The 21,941-nt window shown below is 46.8% G+C and carries 15 protein-coding genes and 1 pseudogene; 11 read left to right on the forward strand and 5 right to left on the reverse strand.

Features of this window, described 5'->3' with window-relative positions; genetic code table 11:
* Positions 1–98 precede the first annotated feature (98 nt).
* A pseudogene (locus MHN09_RS18405) lies at positions 99–566 on the forward strand (pyruvate kinase alpha/beta domain-containing protein); the annotation flags it as partial.
* On the opposite strand, the gene MHN09_RS18410 reads toward MHN09_RS18405, so the two are convergent.
* Complete coding sequence (locus tag MHN09_RS18410) at positions 498–2,045, reverse strand: amidohydrolase (protein ID WP_015067460.1); 1,548 nt, start codon at positions 2,043–2,045, stop codon at positions 498–500. The pseudogene MHN09_RS18405 and the gene MHN09_RS18410 overlap by 69 nt on opposite strands.
* Before the next feature lie 205 nt (positions 2,046–2,250).
* Between MHN09_RS18410 and MHN09_RS18415 the strand changes: the two genes are divergently transcribed.
* The 6 genes from MHN09_RS18415 to MHN09_RS18440 all read left to right on the forward strand — a co-directional run bounded on the left by MHN09_RS18415 (position 2,251) and on the right by MHN09_RS18440 (position 9,415).
* A complete protein-coding gene (locus MHN09_RS18415; RefSeq protein ID WP_008305465.1) occupies positions 2,251–3,264 on the forward strand; it encodes an AraC family transcriptional regulator in 1,014 nt (337 codons plus the stop codon).
* 188 nt (positions 3,265–3,452) lie between these two features.
* Positions 3,453–5,234: an acyl-CoA dehydrogenase gene (locus MHN09_RS18420; RefSeq protein WP_008305468.1), complete on the forward strand. Its 1,782-nt coding sequence runs from the start codon at positions 3,453–3,455 to the stop codon at positions 5,232–5,234.
* 20 nt (positions 5,235–5,254) lie between these two features.
* Positions 5,255–6,004: an electron transfer flavoprotein subunit beta/FixA family protein gene (locus MHN09_RS18425; protein ID WP_008305469.1), complete on the forward strand. Its 750-nt coding sequence runs from the start codon at positions 5,255–5,257 to the stop codon at positions 6,002–6,004.
* Positions 6,004–6,945, forward strand: a complete 942-nt coding sequence (locus tag MHN09_RS18430) for an FAD-binding protein (RefSeq protein ID WP_008305470.1) — start codon at positions 6,004–6,006, stop codon at positions 6,943–6,945. Before MHN09_RS18425 ends, MHN09_RS18430 begins: the two co-directional genes overlap by 1 nt.
* A 25-nt stretch (positions 6,946–6,970) precedes the next feature.
* Positions 6,971–8,626, forward strand: coding sequence for an electron transfer flavoprotein-ubiquinone oxidoreductase (locus MHN09_RS18435; RefSeq protein ID WP_008305471.1), 1,656 nt, complete (start codon positions 6,971–6,973; stop codon positions 8,624–8,626).
* 177 nt (positions 8,627–8,803) lie between these two features.
* Entirely contained in the window at positions 8,804–9,415 is a 612-nt protein-coding gene (locus MHN09_RS18440; RefSeq protein ID WP_008305473.1) for an SLC13 family permease, read from the forward strand.
* A gap of 208 nt (positions 9,416–9,623) precedes the next feature.
* On the opposite strand, the gene MHN09_RS18445 is transcribed toward MHN09_RS18440, so the two are convergent.
* A complete protein-coding gene (locus tag MHN09_RS18445) occupies positions 9,624–11,123 on the reverse strand; it encodes an IS91 family transposase (RefSeq protein WP_015067461.1) in 1,500 nt (499 codons plus the stop codon).
* Positions 11,124–11,844: 721 nt separating this feature from the next.
* On the opposite strand from MHN09_RS18445, the gene MHN09_RS18450 reads away from it, so the two are divergent.
* Both MHN09_RS18450 and MHN09_RS18455 read left to right on the forward strand, forming a co-directional pair.
* On the forward strand, positions 11,845–12,468 hold the full coding sequence (locus MHN09_RS18450) for a hypothetical protein (RefSeq protein ID WP_187448006.1): 624 nt from the start codon (positions 11,845–11,847) through the stop codon (positions 12,466–12,468).
* Between the two features lies 1 nt (position 12,469).
* A complete protein-coding gene (locus MHN09_RS18455) occupies positions 12,470–13,633 on the forward strand; it encodes an XRE family transcriptional regulator (RefSeq protein WP_187448007.1) in 1,164 nt (387 codons plus the stop codon).
* Positions 13,634–13,648: 15 nt separating this feature from the next.
* Here MHN09_RS18455 and MHN09_RS18460 read toward each other — a convergent pair whose 3' ends face one another.
* The 3 genes from MHN09_RS18460 to istA (MHN09_RS18470) all read right to left on the reverse strand — a co-directional run bounded on the left by MHN09_RS18460 (position 13,649) and on the right by istA (MHN09_RS18470) (position 19,442).
* Positions 13,649–16,852: a hypothetical protein gene (locus tag MHN09_RS18460; RefSeq protein ID WP_239220325.1), complete on the reverse strand. Its 3,204-nt coding sequence runs from the start codon at positions 16,850–16,852 to the stop codon at positions 13,649–13,651.
* 307 nt (positions 16,853–17,159) lie between these two features.
* Positions 17,160–17,900: an IS21-like element helper ATPase IstB gene (gene istB / locus MHN09_RS18465; protein ID WP_187447537.1), complete on the reverse strand. Its 741-nt coding sequence runs from the start codon at positions 17,898–17,900 to the stop codon at positions 17,160–17,162.
* A gap of 9 nt (positions 17,901–17,909) precedes the next feature.
* Entirely contained in the window at positions 17,910–19,442 is a 1,533-nt protein-coding gene (gene istA, locus MHN09_RS18470) for an IS21 family transposase (protein WP_187447536.1), read from the reverse strand.
* A 157-nt stretch (positions 19,443–19,599) separates the two neighbouring features.
* Here istA (MHN09_RS18470) and istA (MHN09_RS18475) point away from each other — a divergent pair, with 157 nt between their 5' ends.
* Together istA (MHN09_RS18475) and istB (MHN09_RS18480) are read left to right on the forward strand one after the other, a co-directional pair.
* On the forward strand, positions 19,600–21,096 hold the full coding sequence (istA, locus tag MHN09_RS18475) for an IS21 family transposase (RefSeq protein WP_187447535.1): 1,497 nt from the start codon (positions 19,600–19,602) through the stop codon (positions 21,094–21,096).
* Positions 21,097–21,105: 9 nt separating this feature from the next.
* Complete coding sequence (gene istB / locus MHN09_RS18480) at positions 21,106–21,840, forward strand: IS21-like element helper ATPase IstB (RefSeq protein WP_187447534.1); 735 nt, start codon at positions 21,106–21,108, stop codon at positions 21,838–21,840.
* The last annotated feature ends 101 nt before the right edge of the window (positions 21,841–21,941 follow it).

Genomic DNA, 21,941 nt, shown 5'->3' on the forward strand with positions numbered 1-21,941 from the left:
TTTGCCACACTTATAAGTAGTAACCCACCTCCGCAGCCATTTATTGGTGTGGTCTACAGAGGATTATGTCTTTTTAGAGGGGAAAATCCCTAGAACCCCCTATTGAGACCGTTGCAGCTATGGCTCGAGTTTGTGAAGGTGCAGAAACCCACCCAAGTGTTAAGCTTTCAAAACACCGCATGGACGAACAATTCTCTTCAACAAGTGAATCTATTGCCCTATCAGCTGTTTATGCCGCTAACCACTTACCAAGCGTAAAAGCCATTGTCGGTTTAACAGAAAGCGGCAGCACGCCAACACTTATGTCTCGCATTACAACTTCATTGCCAATAATTGCCATGTCACGTCACGAGTCTACACTAAATACGATGGCGCTTTGTCGTGGTGTTAAGCCAGTTTTCTTCGACTCATCTAACAGTGAACCAGGCCGTTTGAAATACGACGTTATTGCATCGTTAAAAGAAAAAGGGCTAGTCAAAAGTGGTGACAGCATCATCTTAACTTACGGTGATGAAATGGAAAAAGTGGGTGCAACCAATACATTGAAAATTGTTGACGTAGAGTAAGCGCCAAGCTTGTTGAATACTCATAGCCTGTTCGGGATACCAACCAGCGACGGGTTGATTATTGCGGTCTTGGCGAGTAACTGCGGCATGTAAGCCGTAGAATGGATTGGCCAACTCAACCGGAAAGTCTGAACCTAGTGGCATTGGAATACCACTGTTCAATAATGTTTTCCATGCATAGGCACCTTCCATCCGAGCTTTACCCAAGCGATCTTCCGCCATATTCATGTCGCTGGTGGCATGAGTAGGTTGCATCGACGGCAATACTTTCAACTCGGCAAAGCGAGGCAAATCTTCAACCGCAATGATTTGCGCGTGTTCAATTCGGTTACGCAGGGCTTGGCCACCCAGTAGCTCAAAGGTACGCTCAAATTCATCAAGTACTAACTGATTGGCTTTATCCCCAATGGCATGAAAGTTCAACTGGAAACCCGCGCCTAACACTTGCTGTACTACTTTGGGAAAATCTTCAGGTTGCGTTAGTAATAACCCATGCTGATGAGGTGCATCTGAATATGGCTTGATTAACGCAGCACCTCGGCTACCCAATGCTCCGTCGCCATAAGCTTTTACGCTGCGCACATGTAAAAAGTCGTCTTGGCTGCGAATAATGCCAACATCTAGCATCTCTGGTAGCAGCGGATCTGTCGCACTTAGCATGGCATAAACACGCACGGGCAGTTCACCCTGAGCGGCTCGCGCCAAGTAAAAGTCGTAGACATGATGGCCAATACCCGCATCGTGCATGGCGGTTATGCCAACCGAATGCAAATGCTCGCCTGCAGCGTTGAGTTGTGCTGCATAGAGTGACGCTGAATCTTTTGGCATTATCGCTGACACTAAATCCATGGCATGGTCAATCAACACACCTGTTGCCTTGCCATCAGCATCGCGCAAAATTTGGCCTCCAGCGGGGTCAGGCGTACTGTCATTGATACCCGCCATCTGTAACGCTTTACTATTCACCCAAGCGGCATGGCCATCGACTCGCGTCAACCAGACGGGTTTATTTTTCAGTTTAGCATCGAGTACAGCGGCTGTTGGGAATGAGCGATCACTCCATAACTCCTGATTCCATCCGCGGCCTTTTATCCACTCTTGGTCAGCATGCATCATGGCATAGTCAGCTACCCATTGGGCTGCCTGTTGCATTGAGGAACTCTCGCGTAAATCGACTTCCATTAAGTTACCGCCCAAACCGAGCAAATGCCCGTGAGCATCAATCAACCCCGGCAGTAATACTTTATTGTTGCCGTCAATCACTGTTGCATCAGCTGGCATTTCGGTGGGATTAAGTTGCACTACTTTACCTTCATCAAACACTATTGTGTTGAAGGTTACCATTTCACCCTGCGGGTTTAGCGTATACCCAGTCACGTTGGTCACTACTGTAGACGCATAGCCGGCGAAGCTTGCAGACATTGAAACAGCGAGCGTGGTAGCTAATCCAGAAAGTAATCTCGTCAGTCTTTTTTGCATGATATTTTCTCGTCGTCGTTATTACTCATGTTTCTGAGTATCGGTGTTTGAATACACATACTACGCCATTTTCTTGGTCCAATTACACTACTTTTCCAAGTAGAGGAGCTGTCACACCCGCACTAAAGCCACCCAAGTTGTACTTGCTAATCGGCTACCGCTCTCGCAAAATAGCATCAATTTCGAATGACTCATTGAGCTAGGTATGTCGCTTCACTACAGTCACAGTGTTTCTGTGCACTTTGCCAATGCGGTGTTAGACGCAGCGCGCCAACTCGGTTTGAATTTGGAGCCGATTCTACAAAGTGCTCGACTTAACCAGCCTCTGCTCGACAATCCGCAAAGTCGTATAACCTCTCAACAATTTAGTCAACTTATGCGCTCGGTATGGGAGCAAAGTGACGATGAATTTTTAGGCTTAACCACGCAGCCCAGTAAGTATGGCGTGTTCCGTTTATTCGCCGATGGGGCGATTCAAGAGCAAAATTTACATCGGGTTTATAAACACCTGTGCCGTTTTTACAGTTTGGTTAACCAGTCAATTTCACTGTCATTGTATATAAGTAAAGGACAGGTTGAATTGCGCATGCGTCAAGTCCAACCTGAAATCGACCGTAACTTACTGTTTCGAGATTTCTTTTTGCTGCTTTGGCACCGTTTTCCGGGTTGGTTAATTGGTAAAAGTATTCCTCTGCAACAAGTTAAGATGCGTGGTGCAGAACCCGCTCATGCCGCCGAGTATCGTTTTATGTTTCCCTGCCCCATCACCTACGGCCATGACTACGATGCCTTCGTTTTTAGTGAAGAAGAACTAGTAAACCCTGTCACCCAGCGCGCGGAGAACCTGCGCGAACACTTCAAGCAAGCCCCACTCAACTGGTTTACACGTCAAGAATTCACACCAGTTTATACCCGCCGAGTGATGGATTATTTGGCCGAGTACCGCGAGCACGAAGCTAGCATGCAAGATATTGCTGATAGCGTGAATGTGTCTGAACGCACGCTACGTCGGAAATTGACCGAAGAAGGTACCAGCTTTCAAGAAATCAAAGATAAATTACGCAAAAATATGGCGATTTATTACCTCAGCCAACCCGATATTCCGATTTCCACCATTACGAATAAATTAGGTTTTTCTGAACCAGCAGCCTTCACGCGCGCCTTTAAACAATGGACTGGACAGACGCCTACCTTATATCGCGAGAACACACTTATCTAGCACCAAAACATCAGCCCAAACTAATATAAATGCAGATTGAGATAGTTTGATGAAGTGAGCAAACGAGTGTCCGAATATGTCAAGCAATAGACTTTTTTGGTAATTGAACAAATTAAGCGCAAATTGCAGACTAGTGCCTATACTATTTGGATAATCCAACAACGTTAATCACTAGGATAGGTTCTGAAATGAGTCAATATCAACCCCCTGTACTTGATGCTAAATTTGTACTTGACCAGTTAATCGGTTTCGATGGTTTGTGTGAAAAACTTCAATTAGAAGATATTAATATTGACCTAGCAGATGCGGTCTTAGAAGAAGCCGGTAAACTGAGCTCAGAAGTATTTGCTCCGTTGAACTGGGACACCGACCAAAATCCTGCGCAGTGGGCTGATAATGCCGTCACTGAATCTCCTGGATTAAAAGAAGCCTATCAACAGTTTGTGGATAACGGTTGGTCTACATTAACAGCACCAGAAGAGTTTGGTGGACAAAATCTTCCTCAGGTTTTAGGCACTGCAGTCAGCGAAATGTGGCAAGCATCAAATATGGCGTTTGCACTTTGCCCGTTATTGAGCATCGGCTCTGTAGAGGCATTACTTGCTCATGGTAGCGACGAACTAAAAGCCCTTTACCTACCCCGCTTAATCGCTGGTGAGTGGACTGGCACCATGAACCTGACCGAGCCAGGCGCTGGTTCAGATCTCGCGGCAGTATCAACAACTGCAACACCAGATGGCGATCACTATCGCATTAAAGGCCAGAAAATTTTCATCACTTGGGGCGATCACCAAATGACCCCCAATATTGTGCATTTGGTACTTGCACGCTTACCCGACGCACCTCCGGGCGTAAAAGGTATTTCACTGTTCATCGTACCTAAGTTCGTACTCGACGAAAACGGCGAACCAGGCGAACGCAACGATGTATACCCCATCTCAATTGAACACAAGCTCGGTATCCACGGCTCGCCAACGTGTACTATGGCATTTGGTGATAACGAGGGCGCGATTGGTTATTTAGTTGGCGAACCGCACAAAGGCTTGCCGTATATGTTCACCATGATGAATCACGCCCGCCAAGGCGTAGGTGTACAAGGTTTGGGTATTTCAGACCGCGCTTACCAACAAGCGGTGCAGTATGCACGTGAGCGAGTTCAAGGTAAAAACAGAGATGGTAGTAAAAAGCCTATCATCGAGTACCCTGACGTTCGCCGTATGCTATTAACCATGCGTTCTGGGGTTGAAGCGATGCGCGCTTTAGCGCTAGAAGCGTCTGCCGCGCTAGACTTTGCTCACGCCGACAATAACAGTAAAGAAAAATACGCGCGTCTTGAACTGTTTACACCTATTGTAAAGGGTTGGATGACGGAGTTTGCACAAGAGCTCACTTCGCTTAACATACAAGTTCATGGCGGTATGGGTTATGTTGAAGAAACAGGTGCAGCGCAGCATTTCCGCGATGCACGTATCTTACCTATTTATGAAGGCACAACGGCGATTCAGGCGCTCGACCTTATTGGTCGTAAAGTATTAATGGACGGTGGTGTAGCACTGGAAAGTCTATTAAACGACATGACGGCTACCGCCACTGAATTGAGCGCTTCTAGCAACGCCGACGCGCAAGCCTTTGGTGCAGCATTCGCCCAAGCCGTGGACAAAGCGCGTGCGGCAAAAGAATGGCTACTGACTAACGCACCGAGCGAAAAAGAGTTATCACAAGCAGTTTGTTTCGATATGCTAATGGCAATGGGCTATTTGTGTGGTGGTTGGATGCAAGGCCGTACCTTACTCGCCGTTATCGCCTTAACTGACGCGAACGACGACGTGTACGGTGAAGAGTTCCTTGCTAAGAAGCGTATTTCAGCGATGTACTACAGCCAGTGCTTGTTGCCACGTGCACTACATCATTTTGGTGTAATGGTACAAAACCCCCAAGCACTGTATGAATTTGCTGTTGATCAATTTTAATTAGAATTAGAAGGTTTACTATGAAAATCCTTGTTCCGGTAAAACGGGTTATCGATTACAACGTAAAAGTACGTATTAAACAGGACGGCTCAGACGTCGATTTGAGCAACACCAAAATGTCTATCAACCCGTTTTGTGAAATAGCGGTTGAAGAAGCACTACGCCTAAGAGAAGCGGGCACAGCAAGTGAAGTTATCGCTGTTTGTATTGGTCCCAAAATCGTTAAAGAGCAGATCCTAGCTGCCCTTGCGATGGGTGCTGACCGTGCCATTCGTATTGATGTAGAAGAGCAACCAGAGCCATTAGTTATTGCCCGTTTACTAGCGAAAGTAGCCGAGCAAGAAGACGCGGGCCTGATCATGATGGGTAAGCAAGCTATCGACAGCGACAACAACCAAGTGGGTCAAATGCTTGCAGGTATTATGGGTCGCCCACAAGGAACTTTTGCCTCAGTGGTTAAAATTGAAGGTGACGAAGCGCTAGTTACACGCGAAGTCGACGGTGGTCTACAAACTGTAGCTCTGAAGCTTCCCGCTATCGTGACGGCTGACCTACGTTTGAATGAACCGCGTTTTACCAAACTACCTGATATCATGAAAGCGAAACGCAAACCTATCGCAGAGACAACTGCCGCAGATTTAGGTGTTGAAGTTACGTCAACGCAACAACAACTTTCTGTTGCTGCTCCTGCTACACGTCAGGCAGGTATCAAAGTTGCGTCGGTAGACGAGCTAGTCGATAAACTGAAAAATGAAGCGAAGGTGATTTAATGAAAACCTTAGTAATTGCATCACACAATAACGCCACACTCAGCCCTGTTACCTTAGCAGCCGTGTCGGCAGCACTTAAAATTGGTGCCTCTTTTGATATTTTTGTGGCCGGTAAAGGGTGTGCAGCCGTTGCCGAAGAAGCGGCAAAAGTCGATGGCGTTAGCGCAGTACTGGTTGCTGACCACGATGCACTAGCGTATCAAGGTGCAGAAAACCTAGCAGCAACATTACAAGCTAATGCAGAAGGCTACAGCCACATTGTTGCACCGGCGACGAGTGTAATGAAAGATGCACTGCCACGCCTAGCCGCACTACTCGGCGTAGGTCAAATTTCAGATATTACCGGTGTTAATGGTGAAGCTGAATTCGTGCGCCCCATTTACGCGGGTAATGCCATTGCAACCGTTACTTCTAGCGATGCTGTGAAAGTTATCACTGTGCGTACATCTGCTTTTGATGCTGCGCCAACAGGAGCTGGCACTGGCGCTATCACTGCGGTAGATAATGCTGTTGACTGTGGCTTGTCGCGTGTAGTTAGCGAAGAAATTGCCCAAAGTGAACGCCCTGAACTCGCTTCTGCAAGTATTGTAGTTTCGGGTGGCCGCGGTGTAGGTAGTGAAGAGAATTTCGCACTTATCGAAAAACTAGCAGACCGTTTGAATGCAGCCCTCGGTGCATCGCGTGCAGCAGTTGACGCAGGCTTTATTGGTAACGACCACCAAGTTGGTCAAACCGGTAAAATTGTTGCACCTGACTTGTATGTAGCGGTAGGTATCTCTGGTGCCATTCAGCATTTAGCAGGTATGCAAGGCTCTAAAGTTATCGTAGCGATTAACAAAGATCCAGACGCACCAATTTACGAAGTGGCGGACTACGGTTTAGTCGGTGATTTACACGACCTAGTACCGGAATTAGAAGCCAAATTAGCTAGCGTACTTTAAATTAAGTGCCATAAAGAGGAACGTCATGGATACTCCAGAACGCGAATCCATCGAATTTGATGTTGTTATTGTTGGCGCTGGCCCTTCTGGCCTGTCGGCAGCTTGTCAGATTAAGAAGCAAGCTGCTGAACAAGGCAAAGAAGTCAACGTCTGTGTGCTTGAGAAGGGCGCTGAAGTAGGTGCTCACATTTTCTCTGGCGCAGTCATTGAAACCAAAGCATTGGACGAACTCTTCCCTACTTGGAAAGAAGACGGCTTTGCCCTAGGTCAGCCTGTAGCTAAAGACGAAGTGTATTTACTTCGCGACGAGTCTAGAGCCACTGAGTTACCTCATTGGGCGGTGCCACCTTCAATGCACAATGACAACAATTACATTGTGAGTGTGGCGAATTTATGTCGCTGGCTCGCAGAGCAAGCAGAAGAGCTTGGGGTAGAAATATTCCCTGGTTTCACTGCCGCTGATGTGATTTTCGACGACAATGGTAAAGTGTGTGGAGTAGCCACAGGCGACATGGGCGTAGGCGCAGATGGCGAACCAGGCCCAGGCTATACCCCTGGTATGGATATCCTTGCTAAGTACACTATTCTTGGTGAAGGCTGCCGTGGTCACATTGGTAAAGGCATTATCAAGAAGTTCGCGCTTGATTCTGACGCTGATCCTCAACATTACGGCATTGGCTTTAAAGAAATCTGGCAAGTGCCTGAGTCGCAACACAAACCGGGGTTGGTTGTGCATGGTTCAGGTTGGCCACTAAGTAAAGGCATGGGTGGCGGATTCTTCCTCTATCACGCCGAAAATCAGCAAGTATTCGTTGGGTTAATCATTGACTTGAATTATGCCAATCCGCATATCAGCCCGTTCGATGAGTTCCAACGCCTTAAGCATCATCCGATTATTGCTGAAACACTCAGCGGTGGCGAACGTATCACCTATGGTGCGCGTGCAATTACCAAAGGTGGGTTGAATGCACTACCCAAGCTGAGTTTCCCCGGTGGTATGTTGGTTGGCTGTGACGCTGGTACACTAAATTTTAGTAAAATCAAAGGCGTTCACACTGCGATGAAGTCAGGCATGATTGCCGCTGATGCGATCCTTGAAGCGCTCGGTACCGATGCTGAAGAAAAGGGTACAACCAATTTCCAACAACTATTCGAACAGAGCTGGGCGTATCAAGAGTTATATAACTCGCGTAACTTCGGTCCTGCCTTGCATAAGTTTGGCCCTATCGTTGGTGGCGGCTACAACTGGATGGAGCAGAAGATTTTTGGTGGTAAGCCACTGTTAAAACTACGCGATTCGAAAGAAGACTACGCGTGTATGGAACCGGCTAGTGCGCACATTAAAATCGACTACCCGAAACCAGACGGTAAACTTAGCTTCGATAAACTTTCTTCGGTTTATATTTCAAATACCTACCACGAAGAAGATCAGCCGTGTCATCTGAAATTAACCGATACGTCTATCCCTATTAAGCAGAACTTGCCTCGCTTCGATGAACCCGCGCAACGTTACTGCCCGGCAGGCGTTTATGAGGTGGTGGAAAGCGACGGTGAAATGCAGTTCCAAATTAATGGACAAAACTGCATTCACTGTAAAACCTGTGACATAAAAGACCCAGCACAGAACATTACATGGCGTCCACCCGAGGGTGGTGGTGGTCCAACGTACCCCAATACCTAAAAAAATTTATCTAAGTAATATAAAGCCAGCTAGAATAGTGTTTGACGATTGTAGAACACTCTTTTAACTGGCTTTTTCATTTTACGAAAGGTTTTCTTTCAGCCTCTTATCGTCATCTGGTTGTTTTGAACGTTCACTTTCGTTCTATCTTCCGAATTTACGCAAGGAGCTATCATCATGTTCACGTTATCTGAGCAATATCACGCAAATTTCGTGTTTGCACTGATTGCCGCCGCGGCGTTACTCATGGCGAGTAACCGTGTGCGTTACGACATGATTGCAATATGTGTGGTTTTGGCCCTAATACTGACCAACATACTGCCCGTTAACGCAGCATTGGCAGGCTTTGGCAATTCAGTTGTCATTCTCATTGCCGGCTTACTCGTGGTTGGCGAGATGCTAGACAGAACCGGTGTAGCGAGATTTGTCGGTAATTGGATCAGCCAAAATAGTAGTAGCTCAACGACCAAAATGCTGATTATGCTGATGTTAGCGAGCGCCATACTTAGCGCCGTAATGAGTTCGACCGCCGTTGTTGCTATCTTTATTCCTATTGTGCTGCGCATTGCTAAATATTCCAACAATAGCCCAAGTAAACTGCTCCTTCCCATGTCCTACGCGGCTTTGGTTAGTGGTATGTTGACCTTAATTGCTACTCCACCAAACTTAGTGGTAAGTGCGGGTTTAAAGAGTCAAGGTTTTGAACCACTCAGCTTTTTTTCTTTCACGTTACCTGGCTTAATTGTGCTAGCCGGTTTGGTGTTATACATGGTCAGCTACGGAGTTTAAGACAAATTAACGCTATTTACTATCCTCTGTGACAGCTGGCTTTAAGGCTTGTTTCATGCGATTTAGGTCCAAAAACAGGAAGCAATTACGAAGTAAGTGTAGTCAAGATAAGAAAATAGGCTGATCATTGGGACTGAAAAATTCTCTCGATATGTGCAACATGATGCCTCAACACATGAGTGTTCAAGCTATATTGGCGGTGGAGCCCTTAAGCGCCAAAGTTGAAATCTCTCTGAATAACGTAATCGTCAGTTGTTATTTGTTTTGACTCAATCAGTGGCGGCGCTCTGCAAGAATTAGCGGTAATTGGTGAATCTTGCTTATCCAAATGCCAGAGTATCTTTTGGATGACGGCAGGCTCTGTAATGCATGCGATGATTTTGACATTCGCCTTTGTGCAAGCTTCGCAAATGGTAATGTCAATGTTGAATACACGTTTTAACCTCTGTGCCCATGACATGCTGCGCGCCTGGTAGGGCTTATCTGAATCTTTCAGATGCTCTGCTAAACGAGGGCTGTTCTTGCCGCGTTGTGAAGCAGTTACTTCTGCTCGTACATTGGCATTTGGCGCAAACACGCCATAAAACCGCGTCAGATTCAGTCTAGGCGGTGGTACCAAGGCAGCTAGCTTACTAATGAAGTCAATCGGCGAGAAGAATACGTGAGTCGTACCATTGCTGTAGGGTGTCTTGAGTTCGTATCTGACATTACCTGTCGTTGTGAGGCTTAAGCGTTTTTCGCTTATTGCAGGTCTTGCGATGTAACGACACAATCTTTCTAGTTTTTCTGGTTGATCTGCATCTGCGAAGACCCCTGCATGTAGGCTAAATCCAGCTATCTTTGCGAGTTGTCCTAAGTGATCAGGATCTTTTGCTTGCATGGTTTGCAAAGTAAACACTTTTTTACCAGTATCTGCACCAACTGCGATCCGGTAGCTGACCGAAGCAGCTTGCAGTGGTAACAAGCTGTCTTCATCGTTAATTGGCAAGTCCAGATAGGTATTGTCAATGTCGCGTTGAATTAGCCCTGCTTTTTCGAGATATTGTGCGATGCGCTGGCTGATGGTGTTTACCAACGCCTCCATATTGGAATGACTCGGCGCTTTGACTCGCTTAAATGTCATTTTTCCATGCTCTTGTGTGATGACACCTTCAAGGAACAGCATATGGAAATGTATATTTAAGTTAAGCGCACTACCAAAACGCTGAATGTAGGTGACTGCCCCTGTCTTAGCCTGCTTCTTCAAGTAGCCTGAACGATGGATGATGTCTGTGGAAATTGCGCGGTGAACGATTTGCAGGACGTTGCTGAGTTCTTTGGGGTATCTGGCGAGTAATAACCTTAGGGGAATAGGTAAGCTTAACACCCATTGCCTAACAGGGTAACCCTGCAATACATCATCAACCAGTAGTTTCGCACTCTCAGCCATCCTTCGAGCTCCGCAACTCGGGCAGAAACCTCTTCGCTTGCAACTGAAAGCTACAAGCTTCTCATGTTTGCAGTCATCACAGACTATGCGCAGAAATCCATGCTCAAGTCGACCACACTTAAGAAACTCTTCAAACTCTTTGATCACATGGTATGGTAATGCCTTTCCCTGAGATTGCATCATCTCGGCGAAGGCAGGGTAATGTTTCTCAACAAGTTGATAGAGCAATGTTTGCTCTGGACGATGGCGTTGATAGGTGTATTGCTCTGCAGCTAACATCAGCATCCTTGCTAATGTAAAAGTCTGTAGTGTACCTTGTTGGGCTGGTAAGTAAACTGACCAGAGTGACAGAAATTGGCAGTGGTTCGTGGTTATCTGAACGACCGGTATACGATCAGATAGCTAGTCTACAACGGAGGCTCCTCTAACGTCTGCTATTCGCTCATAGCTGCCATTAGAACCTCAATGCCTCAACGACCGCTTTACGTACATTTGAGCCGCACAGTATGTGTTTTTTTGTTAAACAACACATACTAATTATGAACATAAAAAAACCTGCATAAAGCAGGTTTTTTCTCTTTAAGCTAATGACTAAAGCGTGCTTATTGATTTGCACCAGCAACCGCTTCTTTAGCCAATTGCGTAATACTGTAGATTTACAAAAAACTATCATACTTTAACCAATGTAACTCATTGATTCTATTGCTGCGTTATTTTTAGCAAATAGTAAAAGTATCATACTTTTATCAATCATCACTTTTTTTCACTCAATAAATGGAACAAAAAACTGTCATACTTTGTGTATTTCTAGGCGGAAGCTTCCGTCTAAAACATAAATCATCAATACTGAATTAGTTGCATCAGAGGGCAAACGAGACATTTCAGTTCGCGGTGCACGCCTGTTGCCAGATTTATAATTACGCTTACACTCTTCTTGTTTTTCTTCCTCATTTGAGGTATAAAAACAGGAAGAGCAATGCTTTATTCTAGAGGCGACTAAATGAACGACCAACTACACACTGAAGAAAATGCCCTGGATCGGCTATCCCAGCTGGGTATTCCGATGACAGCACTTACAGAGTCTGTATGGCAAGGTTACCTTGCACGGTCTCGTACTACCAGTAATCACCCTCGAATCGCTCGAGGGATCATTATGTGGGCAGAAGTCGTTGCAGTTTTGAGAGAGCAGCTTATATCCCATGGTTGGATTAAAGAGGATAAAGGCAACTACGAACTCTCTGTGAATCAGAAAGCAGGTTTAGCCATTGTCGTTACTACTGGCGATGAAGCAACCGGCATGATCGGAGCGACACCTTCAAATAAGTGCCCCAAGGGTGTGAATACGGCTGAAGCCGTTGAAACTAACAATCAGCTGGATATGTTCAGTGAACTATTGCCTGTAATTGAAGATGTTCAAGGCCTTACAACGTGGGTATTGCTGATGCATTTGGGTACTGATGAGGTGCGCTGCGAGCTCTCACTGCCATCCAGCATATCTAGTGGCAAAATTAATGGCTGGAAAGAACGCATTATTTTACCGAGCATGCCGTTAGATGATGATTCAGTCGAAATTAAAGCACCTGATTTGCCAGATATAGAAGTACCTATCAAGAAGAAGGCATAACATGTTTAACAATACTCGTTTTGCTCTCGCGCGAAAGCGCCGAGGGCTAACAAAGCGGGCATTGGCAAAAGAAGTGGGTGTAACAGATCGGTCGATTACTGCTTATGAGAGCGGTCAAACTGTGCCTGAAAGCCAGACTATTGAAAAGATCGCGAACGCACTTCGTTTTCCGGTCGAATTTTTCTTTGCTGATGACGTAGAAGAGCTGCCGGTTGAGGTGGCGAGCTTTCGTGCGCTTACCAAAATGACTGCCGCCCAAAGAGACATCGCGCTTTCTGCAGGATCTGTTGCGTTACTTTTGAACCAATGGATTGAAAAAAAGTTTGATTTGCCTGCGCCAGATTTTCCAGAGGATTACAGGCTCTCCTCGGATGAAAGGTCAAAAAACGATAAAGGCCAGCAATCGTCTGAAGGAGACCAATACCCAAGCGGGAGCCAAGGCAATGACCCGGAAGCAGCCGCTGAAATGCTCCGCCGCTACTGGGATTTAGGTGAGCTTCCAATCAAAAGCATGATCGCATTGCTTGAAGCTAAGGGTGTGCGTGTCTTCTCACTATCTGTTGATGCCAGAGAAGTTGACGCTTTTTCCATGTGGTACGGTGAAATTCCTTTTGTATTTCTCAACACCAAGAAAACAGCGGAACGTTGCCGTTTTGATGCGGCACATGAACTTGGCCATCTGGTTATGCATCGTCACGGTGCTCCCCAAGGTCAAGAAGCGGAAAAAGAAGCAAATGCCTTCGCGTCGGCCTTTTTGATGCCGCGTAGGAGTGTTTTGGCCAATGCGCCAAGATCGGCGACTTTAAAAAGCCTTATCTCCCATAAAAAGTACTGGAATGTGTCTGCTGCCGCACTTAACTACCGGTTACACTCGCTCAACCTGACAACCGACTGGACCTATCGAACGCTATGCATTGATCTGGCCAAACTAGGGCGGGTTCATGAACCGGAACCTTCACCTTTTGAAACATCGCAAGTGCTTAAGAAGGTATTCGCGAGTCTGCGAGAAGATGGTATTTCCAAAGCTGATGTTGCGAGAGAGTTGCTGATTCAGCCAGAAGAGCTGGATGAGCTAACCTTTGGCTTGATGTTGAACGTCTTGAGCGGGAAATCACACGGTAATATCTCTCAAAATAAGCGACCAAGTTTAAAGCTGGTGACTTAGCCTCAAAAAACCTTACTACTTGGGCGGTAGCTTTCGTCTGTCGCCCAATATCTTAAACCCTTCTGGCAAAGGCTTAAATTTGTCACCATTTTCTGGCCAGCGTTTAGCGCGACTTTGGAATGCTCTAAGAGCCGCAATATCCAAGGTCGCGGCAACCACGAAGTCATTATCCCCTCCCCTCAGTCTGGCAATATCCCGAAGGAAGCTTTCTTTGGCTGGTGATCGAACGCGGCTATCGCCATACTTCCGGTTGTTTACCAATATGGTATAAGCATGAACATCTAGTGCAGCGGATTCGATCAGGGAGGCGAAAGTATCCAGATCCCTGTTCCAACTGAGCACCATAAGGGCATCAACTGCACCTTGGAAACGAATGCGTGCCTTGCTATTTTGCAGTTCTGAGCAAACCATGACACCAAAGTTAACGCCGTTGTGAATATAAATTGGCTTCGGTGATTTTTTAGAAAGATCCCACTCCTTACCAAATTTCACCGTGAGCTCTTTGTCTTCGCCAACGGCTGGCTCAAGCTTGGGTTGCCATATTTTTACAAAGGTTGGATAGCCGAGTCGATTATCTGCCAATACCAAAGCGGCCTCACTCAGAATCTTGTTTCCCTCGCTATGCCGATACTCAGTTCCTGCAATTAAACTAATACCCGCCGCACTCAATCTGGCGGCAATGCTGTTCAGCCAGCGCAATGGGATTGAAAGCTCTGGGAAAAGGGCGTAATCCGGCTTAGGATTTAGCTTTAATACATCGTTAACCAATTTGGATATTTTCTGGTAACGCTCGCGGCTTAAATTCGGCTTATTGCATGCGGTAGCAGCCCAATCGCTGTCTTCGGTACGCAGGTTGGTTAATGCAACCACCACCTTGTCTTTACTGTCAGTGCCAATTTTCAGATACTTTTTGCGTCGCTTTGCTTTCTTATCGCTGGCGTCTTGTTCCACAGCCAGAAGAGTGGGTTTTATCCATACGCCACGCAAAACCTGGGTGTATTTAGCCCACATAACAGCTGGTCGATTAGGAGCGGCTTTACCAGATGCGAAAGGTAAACCCACACATTCAGGCGCTAATTCGGATATTTCGGATGGAGATAAAGGTCGAGTAGGAAAGATGTAGGGCAAGTAACTTTCGTTTTTTCTTCTTCCTTTCTCTACATGAATAAGCCTAGAAGATGTAGTAGAACTGAGAAATTCTTTTAAGGCATAAACGTCAATAAGACCAGAAGAGTCTAGCTTCCTCATAAGCAGGTTTTCTTTTCCACCTTTTCGCCTGCCAACAAGCTCTTTTGCAGATTTACTCTTAAGTATCTGTTTATACGGTTCTTTCGCTAGGTCAGCAAGAGCGACAAGTGGCGCCATTTTTTCAAAATCAGTTTCAGTGAAACTGATTTTAAGAAAATTCCTAAATGCTGTATTGCTTAAAATATTCTGTAAAAACAACTTCGCTAAACGTTTTCTTTTGAGCGGACGACGTTCAACCTGGAAAAGCTTGTCAGGATCGTAGTATCGGGTTGCGGCATCAATAAACAGCCAAGTTAAAGTACCTTTGATATAACCCCAAAGATCTTTTAGTACTTTAGCATCGCATCCGTTAATGCGAACCGTTTTACCTCTGCCAACTTCTGAAGCTAAGGTATCGATCGCTCGATAGGACTTCACCGCTATTTGCTCAGCCTGCTCCCACTCATTCATGCTGATTGCAAAGCCGAGTAGTCTTGGTAAGTAGTTAAAATGAGCAAAGAGATTGTCTGCTCGTAAGATATGGTTATGAGCAAACTGATAAAATTCCTCGCGCTGCTCCTTCCATTGATTTGGTGGCAGATCCCGAGCCATGGTTTCTACGTGGCGCAGCTGTAGTGACCATCCTAACCGACGAATAGTCAGGCCATCGGCCCGACGCAATGTATCTGCATTTTCGCCCACACTTCCTGCAGCGGATAGCACCTTGGCTGCCGTGGAGTGCTCTAATTGATCTGGCGATGGCATCAAACGGTGCTCGCTGGAAAGTTCATATATCTCCTTTTCGATACTGTCCAGTAGGTCAAGGCCTGCACGCCCTTGCAATACAAATAACTTTTGCTTGTCAGACTGAAGCGATATTCTGGTCTTGCCTTGGAATTCCGCCCCCTGATTAATCTCCCAAACCTTATCGTTCTTGGCGTTTTGTGAAATATAGCTTTCGCCTATTCTAGACTGAACCATGTTCATCAGATCTAAACTATTGGTGATCGTGCCCGTATCACGTAATACCAGAAACATATCATCTACATAGCGGCCATAGTGAATCGGCGCTAATTTTTCCTGAACAAGCTTGTCCCACCTGTGAAGTAAAGCATTGGAAATAACACGGCTGCACGTCAGGCCGATCACTAATCCTCCGTTTATCTTGGCTTTCTTGCCCCCAACGGATTGGCCGAATTTTTCAGCACCTACAGCCCAGGCAGATAGAACACTTGCGAGTTGTTCGGTAAAGGCCTTCTCTTCATCTGTCAGCTCAAGATCAAGTGCTTCAAGTAACGCTGTACCAGAAATCGCCATAGGGTCAATAAAGTGGTAGTAGCTCTTCAAATCGAGAGAAACCGCAATTACGTCGCGATCCTTTTCCAGCTCGTCACGAATGGCCTTTAAACCATCGCTTCGCCACTTTTGATATGGCTGAAAATAGGGCACAAATGATCCAATGGAACTGATGTGAAATGGCTTCTCATCGTCCTCTACGAATAGTTCATCGTTCCTGATTCGCTTTAGCCGTGCGCCATAGCAGCTGTCGTCGAGCTTGGCATCAAACTGGTGGCCAATCATATTGGTCCACAAGGCTGAAATGATATGGGTATCTACCGGAAAGTCACCCACAATTCTGAATTCAGGCGTTATAGCGTAATTCTTGAACAGACTTTCGACCGCCCGCTCTGGTTTGGAGAAATGCACATGACCATTTTCGCTGCAATCTGCCTTTCTATCAGTAGATAGCTTCTTAGGTAGTAATCGGAAATCTCCAAGCAGCTCTTCATCGCTTTTAAAGCCTGAATTACTCTTTAATCGGCTTAATAGGCAGTTTAAGTTGGTCAGCAGGTCTTGTTCGTATTCTGCAAACTTAATTGCAGTGGGGAAGGTGTTTTCGAAAAAACAGTCGGCTTTTGCTTTTCGGTATGCTACTAGGAGGTCCTCGACTCTTAGCTCATTCCATCCATCAAATTTTGCGTAATAACTCATTATTCAAATGCCTCAACAATTTTATCGCATTCCTTCACAACATATTCGGGCATTAGATCGAACAGCGATGGATCTAGCTGGAAGATGAACTCATTTTCAATATGGTATGTTTCATTAATAAATTTTCGGACAACTGAGTTATCTACAGTTTCTATGTCTCGCAGTATCCGAGTTAGTTGTAGTTTTTCATAGCCGTTTTGACTGGCATGATAGAGCGCTTTGATTTGATGCATATTCCGGCTAATCCGGACACCGGCACCGGTTTAATCCGGACGCCTGTTTTCCTCGCTTTTCTCTAACCCTATTTTTATCCTATCTGTCCGGATTGCGCCAGTTTTCTCATTGATTCTCCTCCCAACTCAATCCGATGACTGTTGTGGATCAGCCTGTCCAGCAAGGCATCTGCCACCGTGGCGTTGCCTATCATGTTGTACCATTCTTTAACCGGGAGCTGGCTTACCATGATGGTACTGGCTGTTTGATAACGATCCTCCAGTAACTCCAGCAGATGACCGGCTTGCTCCTGGCTCATCTTTTCCATTCCCCAGTCATCGATTACCAGCAGCTGTTTCTTTGATAAGGCCAGAAGCTGTTTTTGATAACTGCCATCCAGCCGTCCTGAACTCAGATCATCCAGTAAACGGCTAAGGCGGTAGTAACGAACGCTGTACGTCTGCTCACAGGCCTGGGTTGCCAATGCGCAGGCCACGTAAGTTTTACCGGCACCTGTTGGTCCGGTGATCAGGATATTCTGGTGCTTTAGCAGGTAGCTCCCGGTTAATAGTTCACTTATCTGAATGCGTTTTAGGCCCCGATCCTCTTTGTAGATAAGCTGATTAGGTGAGGCATCAATACGTAGCTTGGCTTGTCGTTTAAGGCGTTCGATCCTGGCCCGGCTTCGCCCCAGCACCTCGCTTTCAAGGCGCAGACTAAGCCGCTCCTCGAACGTTAACTCGGCGTAGGTGGAGAGTTGCTCCCGCTGCTGTTCAAGGCCCTTGGCGGCGTGACCAAGACGCAGGGTTCTTAGTTGTTCATTAAGCTGATTCATGTCGTTCTCCTAGTGGTAACTATTTGGGCCACGCACATTGCTGTGCTGGATATCCGGGGTGGTATGAGACTCGGAAGATAACTGGCCTTCCCGGTGGTTTTTAAGCAGGTTTCTGATAAAACGCAGATAGGGTTTATTCACCATCAGCGCATCTTTACAGGCCTGTTCCAGGCGCACATCGCCGTATTTTTTGGTGAGATTAAGCAGACCAAGACAACTACGGTACGCTTGCGCGGGGTGATCTTTGGCGCTGAGCTGAGTACTGACAACCTGCCGGGTAGCCGCCCCAACATTGCCACCCCAGTTCAGTAAGCGCTCCGGTGACCACTTCTGGTACTGATGGTTGCTGGGCATATGCTCCGTGTGAGTACTGAGGCCGTGCGCTTTCTGGCTGGCCGGATGTTGAGACACCAGGTTTCCCTGGTGGTAGATCTGGATTAGCCGCACGTTCGCCTCCAGTTCAACATGCTGGCCTACCAGTTGGTGAGGGACCGAGTAATAGTGTTGTCTGTATTCGATGTGATAGTCCGGCCCTACCTTGGCGCGTTTGCTTTCTGTATACAGATAGCGCTGAACCGGGAGAGGTTTCAGGGCGGGTTTATCCAGGCTGTCGAATAAGGCTTTACGGCTCGCGCCCAGTTGTTTCATCTCTCTTTGATTCAGATCGTCCATCAGCTCGCGGATCGCCAGATTTAATACATGGAAGGTATGGAATACGCGGTGGCGAAGACGCATCATGATCCAGCGTTCAACAATCAGTACCGCGTTTTCTGCCTTGGCTTTATCCTTCGGTTTATAAGGTCGCGTGGGCATCACCGCAGTGCCGTAATGATTCGCGAGTTTACGATAACTGTCGTTGAGTTTCGGCTCGTAACGATCCGTTTTGGTGACCGCGGCTTTAAGGTTATCCGGGATCAGAAGCGCTGGCACGCCTCCGAAGTGCGTGAAGGCGTTTGCGTGCGCTTCCAGCCAATGCTCCAGTTTTTGACTTGGGCAGGCTTCGACGTAGGTGTAATTGGATGCCCCCAACGTTGCAACGAAGATCTGCGCATAACGAACCTCTCCGGTATCAGGATTCACGACCGGGATTGTCGGGCCACAGTAGTCGATAAACAGCTTATCGCCGGCAGTGTGGATCTGACGCATACTCCGCTTTTGCATCTTATGCCATCGAAGGTAATGCTCACAGAACTGACTGTAACGGTAGGCTCTGTGCTGATGCTCGGCGACATATTCTTCCCACAGAAGCTGCTTGGTCATGCCTTTACGCTTAAGCTCGATAAAGCACTGGGCGAAATCAGGCATGACCTTATTTTGAGCCGCCGTTTTTTCCCGATACAGGGCCTGTGTTAACGCGGTATCGGAGCAGTTGTCGGTAAGTGGCCAGCGCAATGCGCTTTGTTCAAAGCGCGTCAGGATATCAGAGATGGTCGAGCGTCCTGCCTTCGTACAGGCGGCGATCTTTCTGACAGAAAAACCACATTCGAATTTAAGGCGCAAAATCTCTTTGATATTTGCCATAGATGTCCTCTTTTTTGTCATGCTCACGTCCTCGCTATAATTCAATCGATAACGAGGATTGTGACTAATTGATTTAAAAGAGAAAAGAGAGGGATTCCGGCATTCCGGACAGGGTTTCCGCCTAATCGGACAGTGATTCCGGAGTTAGCAGAAAACTGGCTGGTTTATCCCGGAATCGGTGTCCGGATTAAAACGGAAAGGGTGTCCGGATAATGCCGGAATCGATGTCCGGATTGCTCCGGTGTATGCAGGGGCTGCCACTATATCTGATATTCTCGGTAAATTCAGAACCCTGGATTGTGGCTGGCCGTTACCTGAGCATGCCTCCGATCAATGGCTACATCAGTCACTTTATCCTGACAGGAAAGCGGGCCGTATTAAACCTGATTATGGCCTGATGGATATTGAACTGCGGCGTAAAGGTGTAACTAAACTGCTGCTCTGGGAGGAATATCAGGCTAATTACCCTGATGCTTGCTATAGCTACAGCCAGTTTTGCGACAATTATCGTGAATGGAAATCCCAGCAAAAGCGCTCGATGCGATTTACGCATAAAGCAGGCGAGAAGCTATTTATCGACTTCTGTGGGCCGACATTACCGATTGTAAATCCCGGCACCGGAGAAGTGCGTAATGCCCAGGTCTTTGTTGCGGTACTGGGCGCGTCAAACTACACCTTTGCGATTGCCACAGAAAACCAGAAGCTCGAAAGCTGGCTGGAGGCGCATGTGGCTATGTTTGCCTTCTTCGGCGGCGTGCCGCAATTGCTGGTACCGGACAATCTCAAGTCAGCGGTCACCAGAGCCTGTCGATTTGAACCTCAGTTGAATACAGCTTACCAGTCATTAGCGAATCATTATGGCTGCGCCGTGATGCCTGCAAGACCTCTGAAGCCAAAAGATAAAGCGAAAGCAGAAAATGCCGTACTCATTGTGGAACGATGGATAATGGCAAAATTGCGGCATCAGGTCTTCCATACCTTATCAGGCCTTAATGTTGCTATTCGGGCGTTACTGCATGAACTGAATCAGAAACCATTCCAGCGATTACCGGGAAACCGACAAACCTTGTTTGAATCGCTGGATAAACCAGAGCTGGCCCCGTTACCCACAACACCATGGGAATACACTGAAATCCATATTGCCAGAGTCGGTATTGATTACCATGTCTTGTACAAAGACCATTTCTACTCAGTTCCTCACCTCTTTGTCGGCAAGTCAGTTGAAATACAGGCTTCTAAGCGGCTTATTCGGATTTACTACCAACGCGAGTGCATTGCACAACACATGCGTAGTGACCGAAAAGGTGGCTTTACCTGTGTTGATGAGCATATGCCTGCCAATCATCAGCATCAGAAATGGTCACCCGGAAGACTCAAGAACTGGGCAAAGCAGATCGGCCCTTCCACACTTGAAGTCACCGACGCCATTCTGCAAAGCAAACCACATCCAGAGCAAGGTTATCGGGCCTGCCTTGGGCTACTTAACCTTGCAAAGAAATACGGCGAAAGTCGCCTGGAACAAGCCTGTCGCCGGGCTATTGATATAGGTAATCCCTGTCGAGCCAGCGTGAAATCGCTGTTGCACACCCACCTTGATAATGCCCCGAAAGTGGATGACGTTGAAACGCCCAATCTCACTCATCACAACATCCGCGGCCCTAAATATTACAAATAAGGAACTCAAATGAACGATCTACTCATCCAACAATTACAGCAACTGCGCATGACAGGGATTGCGGATATGTTAAAACAGCAACGCGCTCAACCCAACACCTACTGTGAATTAGCCTTCGAGGAACGGTTGTCCCTGCTGGTTGACCATGAAATGAACCAAAGACGGACAAACCGCATCAACCGACTTCGTAAACAGGCACGACTCAGGTTAAATGCAACACCGGAAGAACTGTCATACGACAATGGCCGCGGATTACAAAAGCCAAGAATGGCCGATTTATTAAATGGCGGATATCTTAGTCATCATCAGAATATCATTGTTACCGGAGCCACAGGTGGCGGTAAAACCTATGTAGCTTGTGCGCTTGGTGAACAAGCGTGTCGCCAGGGAATACGTGTTGGTTACTGGCGATTACCACGATTAAACGAGCACTTACACATCGGCCACGCTGATGGCAGTTACACCAAGCAGCTAGCAACGATAGCGAAACAACAGCTACTGATCCTGGATGACTGGGGACTGGAAAAACTCACCGTCAAACAGGCAACAGACTTACTGGAGGTGGTAGAAGACAGGCACGACGTAAGTAGCACCATCATCTGTAGTCAGCTACCTGTAGAGCAATGGCATTCAATGATAAGTAACGGCACGGTTGCCGATGCGCTACTAGATCGCCTCATCCACAATGCTCACCGGATAACCCTCACTGGGGAGTCAATGAGAAAGCAACAAACCATGAGGTAAATCCGTCATTCCGCACCTAATTAGCTGATTTATTTTTCTTGACACCGATCCCCCATTTTGATCTATTACTCATCTTTGGGTGCAGCAAAATGGCTATTTCT

It is taken from the genome of Alteromonas sp. MmMcT2-5, assembly GCF_022348315.1.
GTDB lineage: Bacteria > Pseudomonadota > Gammaproteobacteria > Enterobacterales > Alteromonadaceae > Alteromonas > Alteromonas macleodii.

Excerpts from the sequence above, each read along its gene's own strand:
- MHN09_RS18420 (WP_008305468.1), top strand. The coding sequence starts at position 3,453 with ATGAGTCAATATCAACCCCCTGTACTTGATGCTAAATTTGTACTTGAC.
- MHN09_RS18430 (WP_008305470.1), top strand. The coding sequence starts at position 6,004 with ATGAAAACCTTAGTAATTGCATCACACAATAACGCCACACTCAGCCCT.
- MHN09_RS18425 (WP_008305469.1), top strand. The coding sequence starts at position 5,255 with ATGAAAATCCTTGTTCCGGTAAAACGGGTTATCGATTACAACGTAAAA.
- istA (WP_187447536.1), bottom strand. The coding sequence starts at position 19,442 with ATGACAAAAAAGAGGACATCTATGGCAAATATCAAAGAGATTTTGCGC.
- MHN09_RS18460 (WP_239220325.1), bottom strand. The coding sequence starts at position 16,852 with ATGAGTTATTACGCAAAATTTGATGGATGGAATGAGCTAAGAGTCGAG.
- MHN09_RS18435 (WP_008305471.1), top strand. The coding sequence starts at position 6,971 with ATGGATACTCCAGAACGCGAATCCATCGAATTTGATGTTGTTATTGTT.
- MHN09_RS18415 (WP_008305465.1), top strand. The coding sequence starts at position 2,251 with ATGTCGCTTCACTACAGTCACAGTGTTTCTGTGCACTTTGCCAATGCG.
- MHN09_RS18410 (WP_015067460.1), bottom strand. The coding sequence starts at position 2,045 with ATGCAAAAAAGACTGACGAGATTACTTTCTGGATTAGCTACCACGCTC.
- istB (WP_187447534.1), top strand. The coding sequence starts at position 21,106 with ATGAACGATCTACTCATCCAACAATTACAGCAACTGCGCATGACAGGG.
- MHN09_RS18440 (WP_008305473.1), top strand. The coding sequence starts at position 8,804 with ATGTTCACGTTATCTGAGCAATATCACGCAAATTTCGTGTTTGCACTG.
- MHN09_RS18455 (WP_187448007.1), top strand. The coding sequence starts at position 12,470 with ATGTTTAACAATACTCGTTTTGCTCTCGCGCGAAAGCGCCGAGGGCTA.
- MHN09_RS18445 (WP_015067461.1), bottom strand. The coding sequence starts at position 11,123 with ATGTTAGCTGCAGAGCAATACACCTATCAACGCCATCGTCCAGAGCAA.
- MHN09_RS18450 (WP_187448006.1), top strand. The coding sequence starts at position 11,845 with ATGAACGACCAACTACACACTGAAGAAAATGCCCTGGATCGGCTATCC.
- istB (WP_187447537.1), bottom strand. The coding sequence starts at position 17,900 with ATGAATCAGCTTAATGAACAACTAAGAACCCTGCGTCTTGGTCACGCC.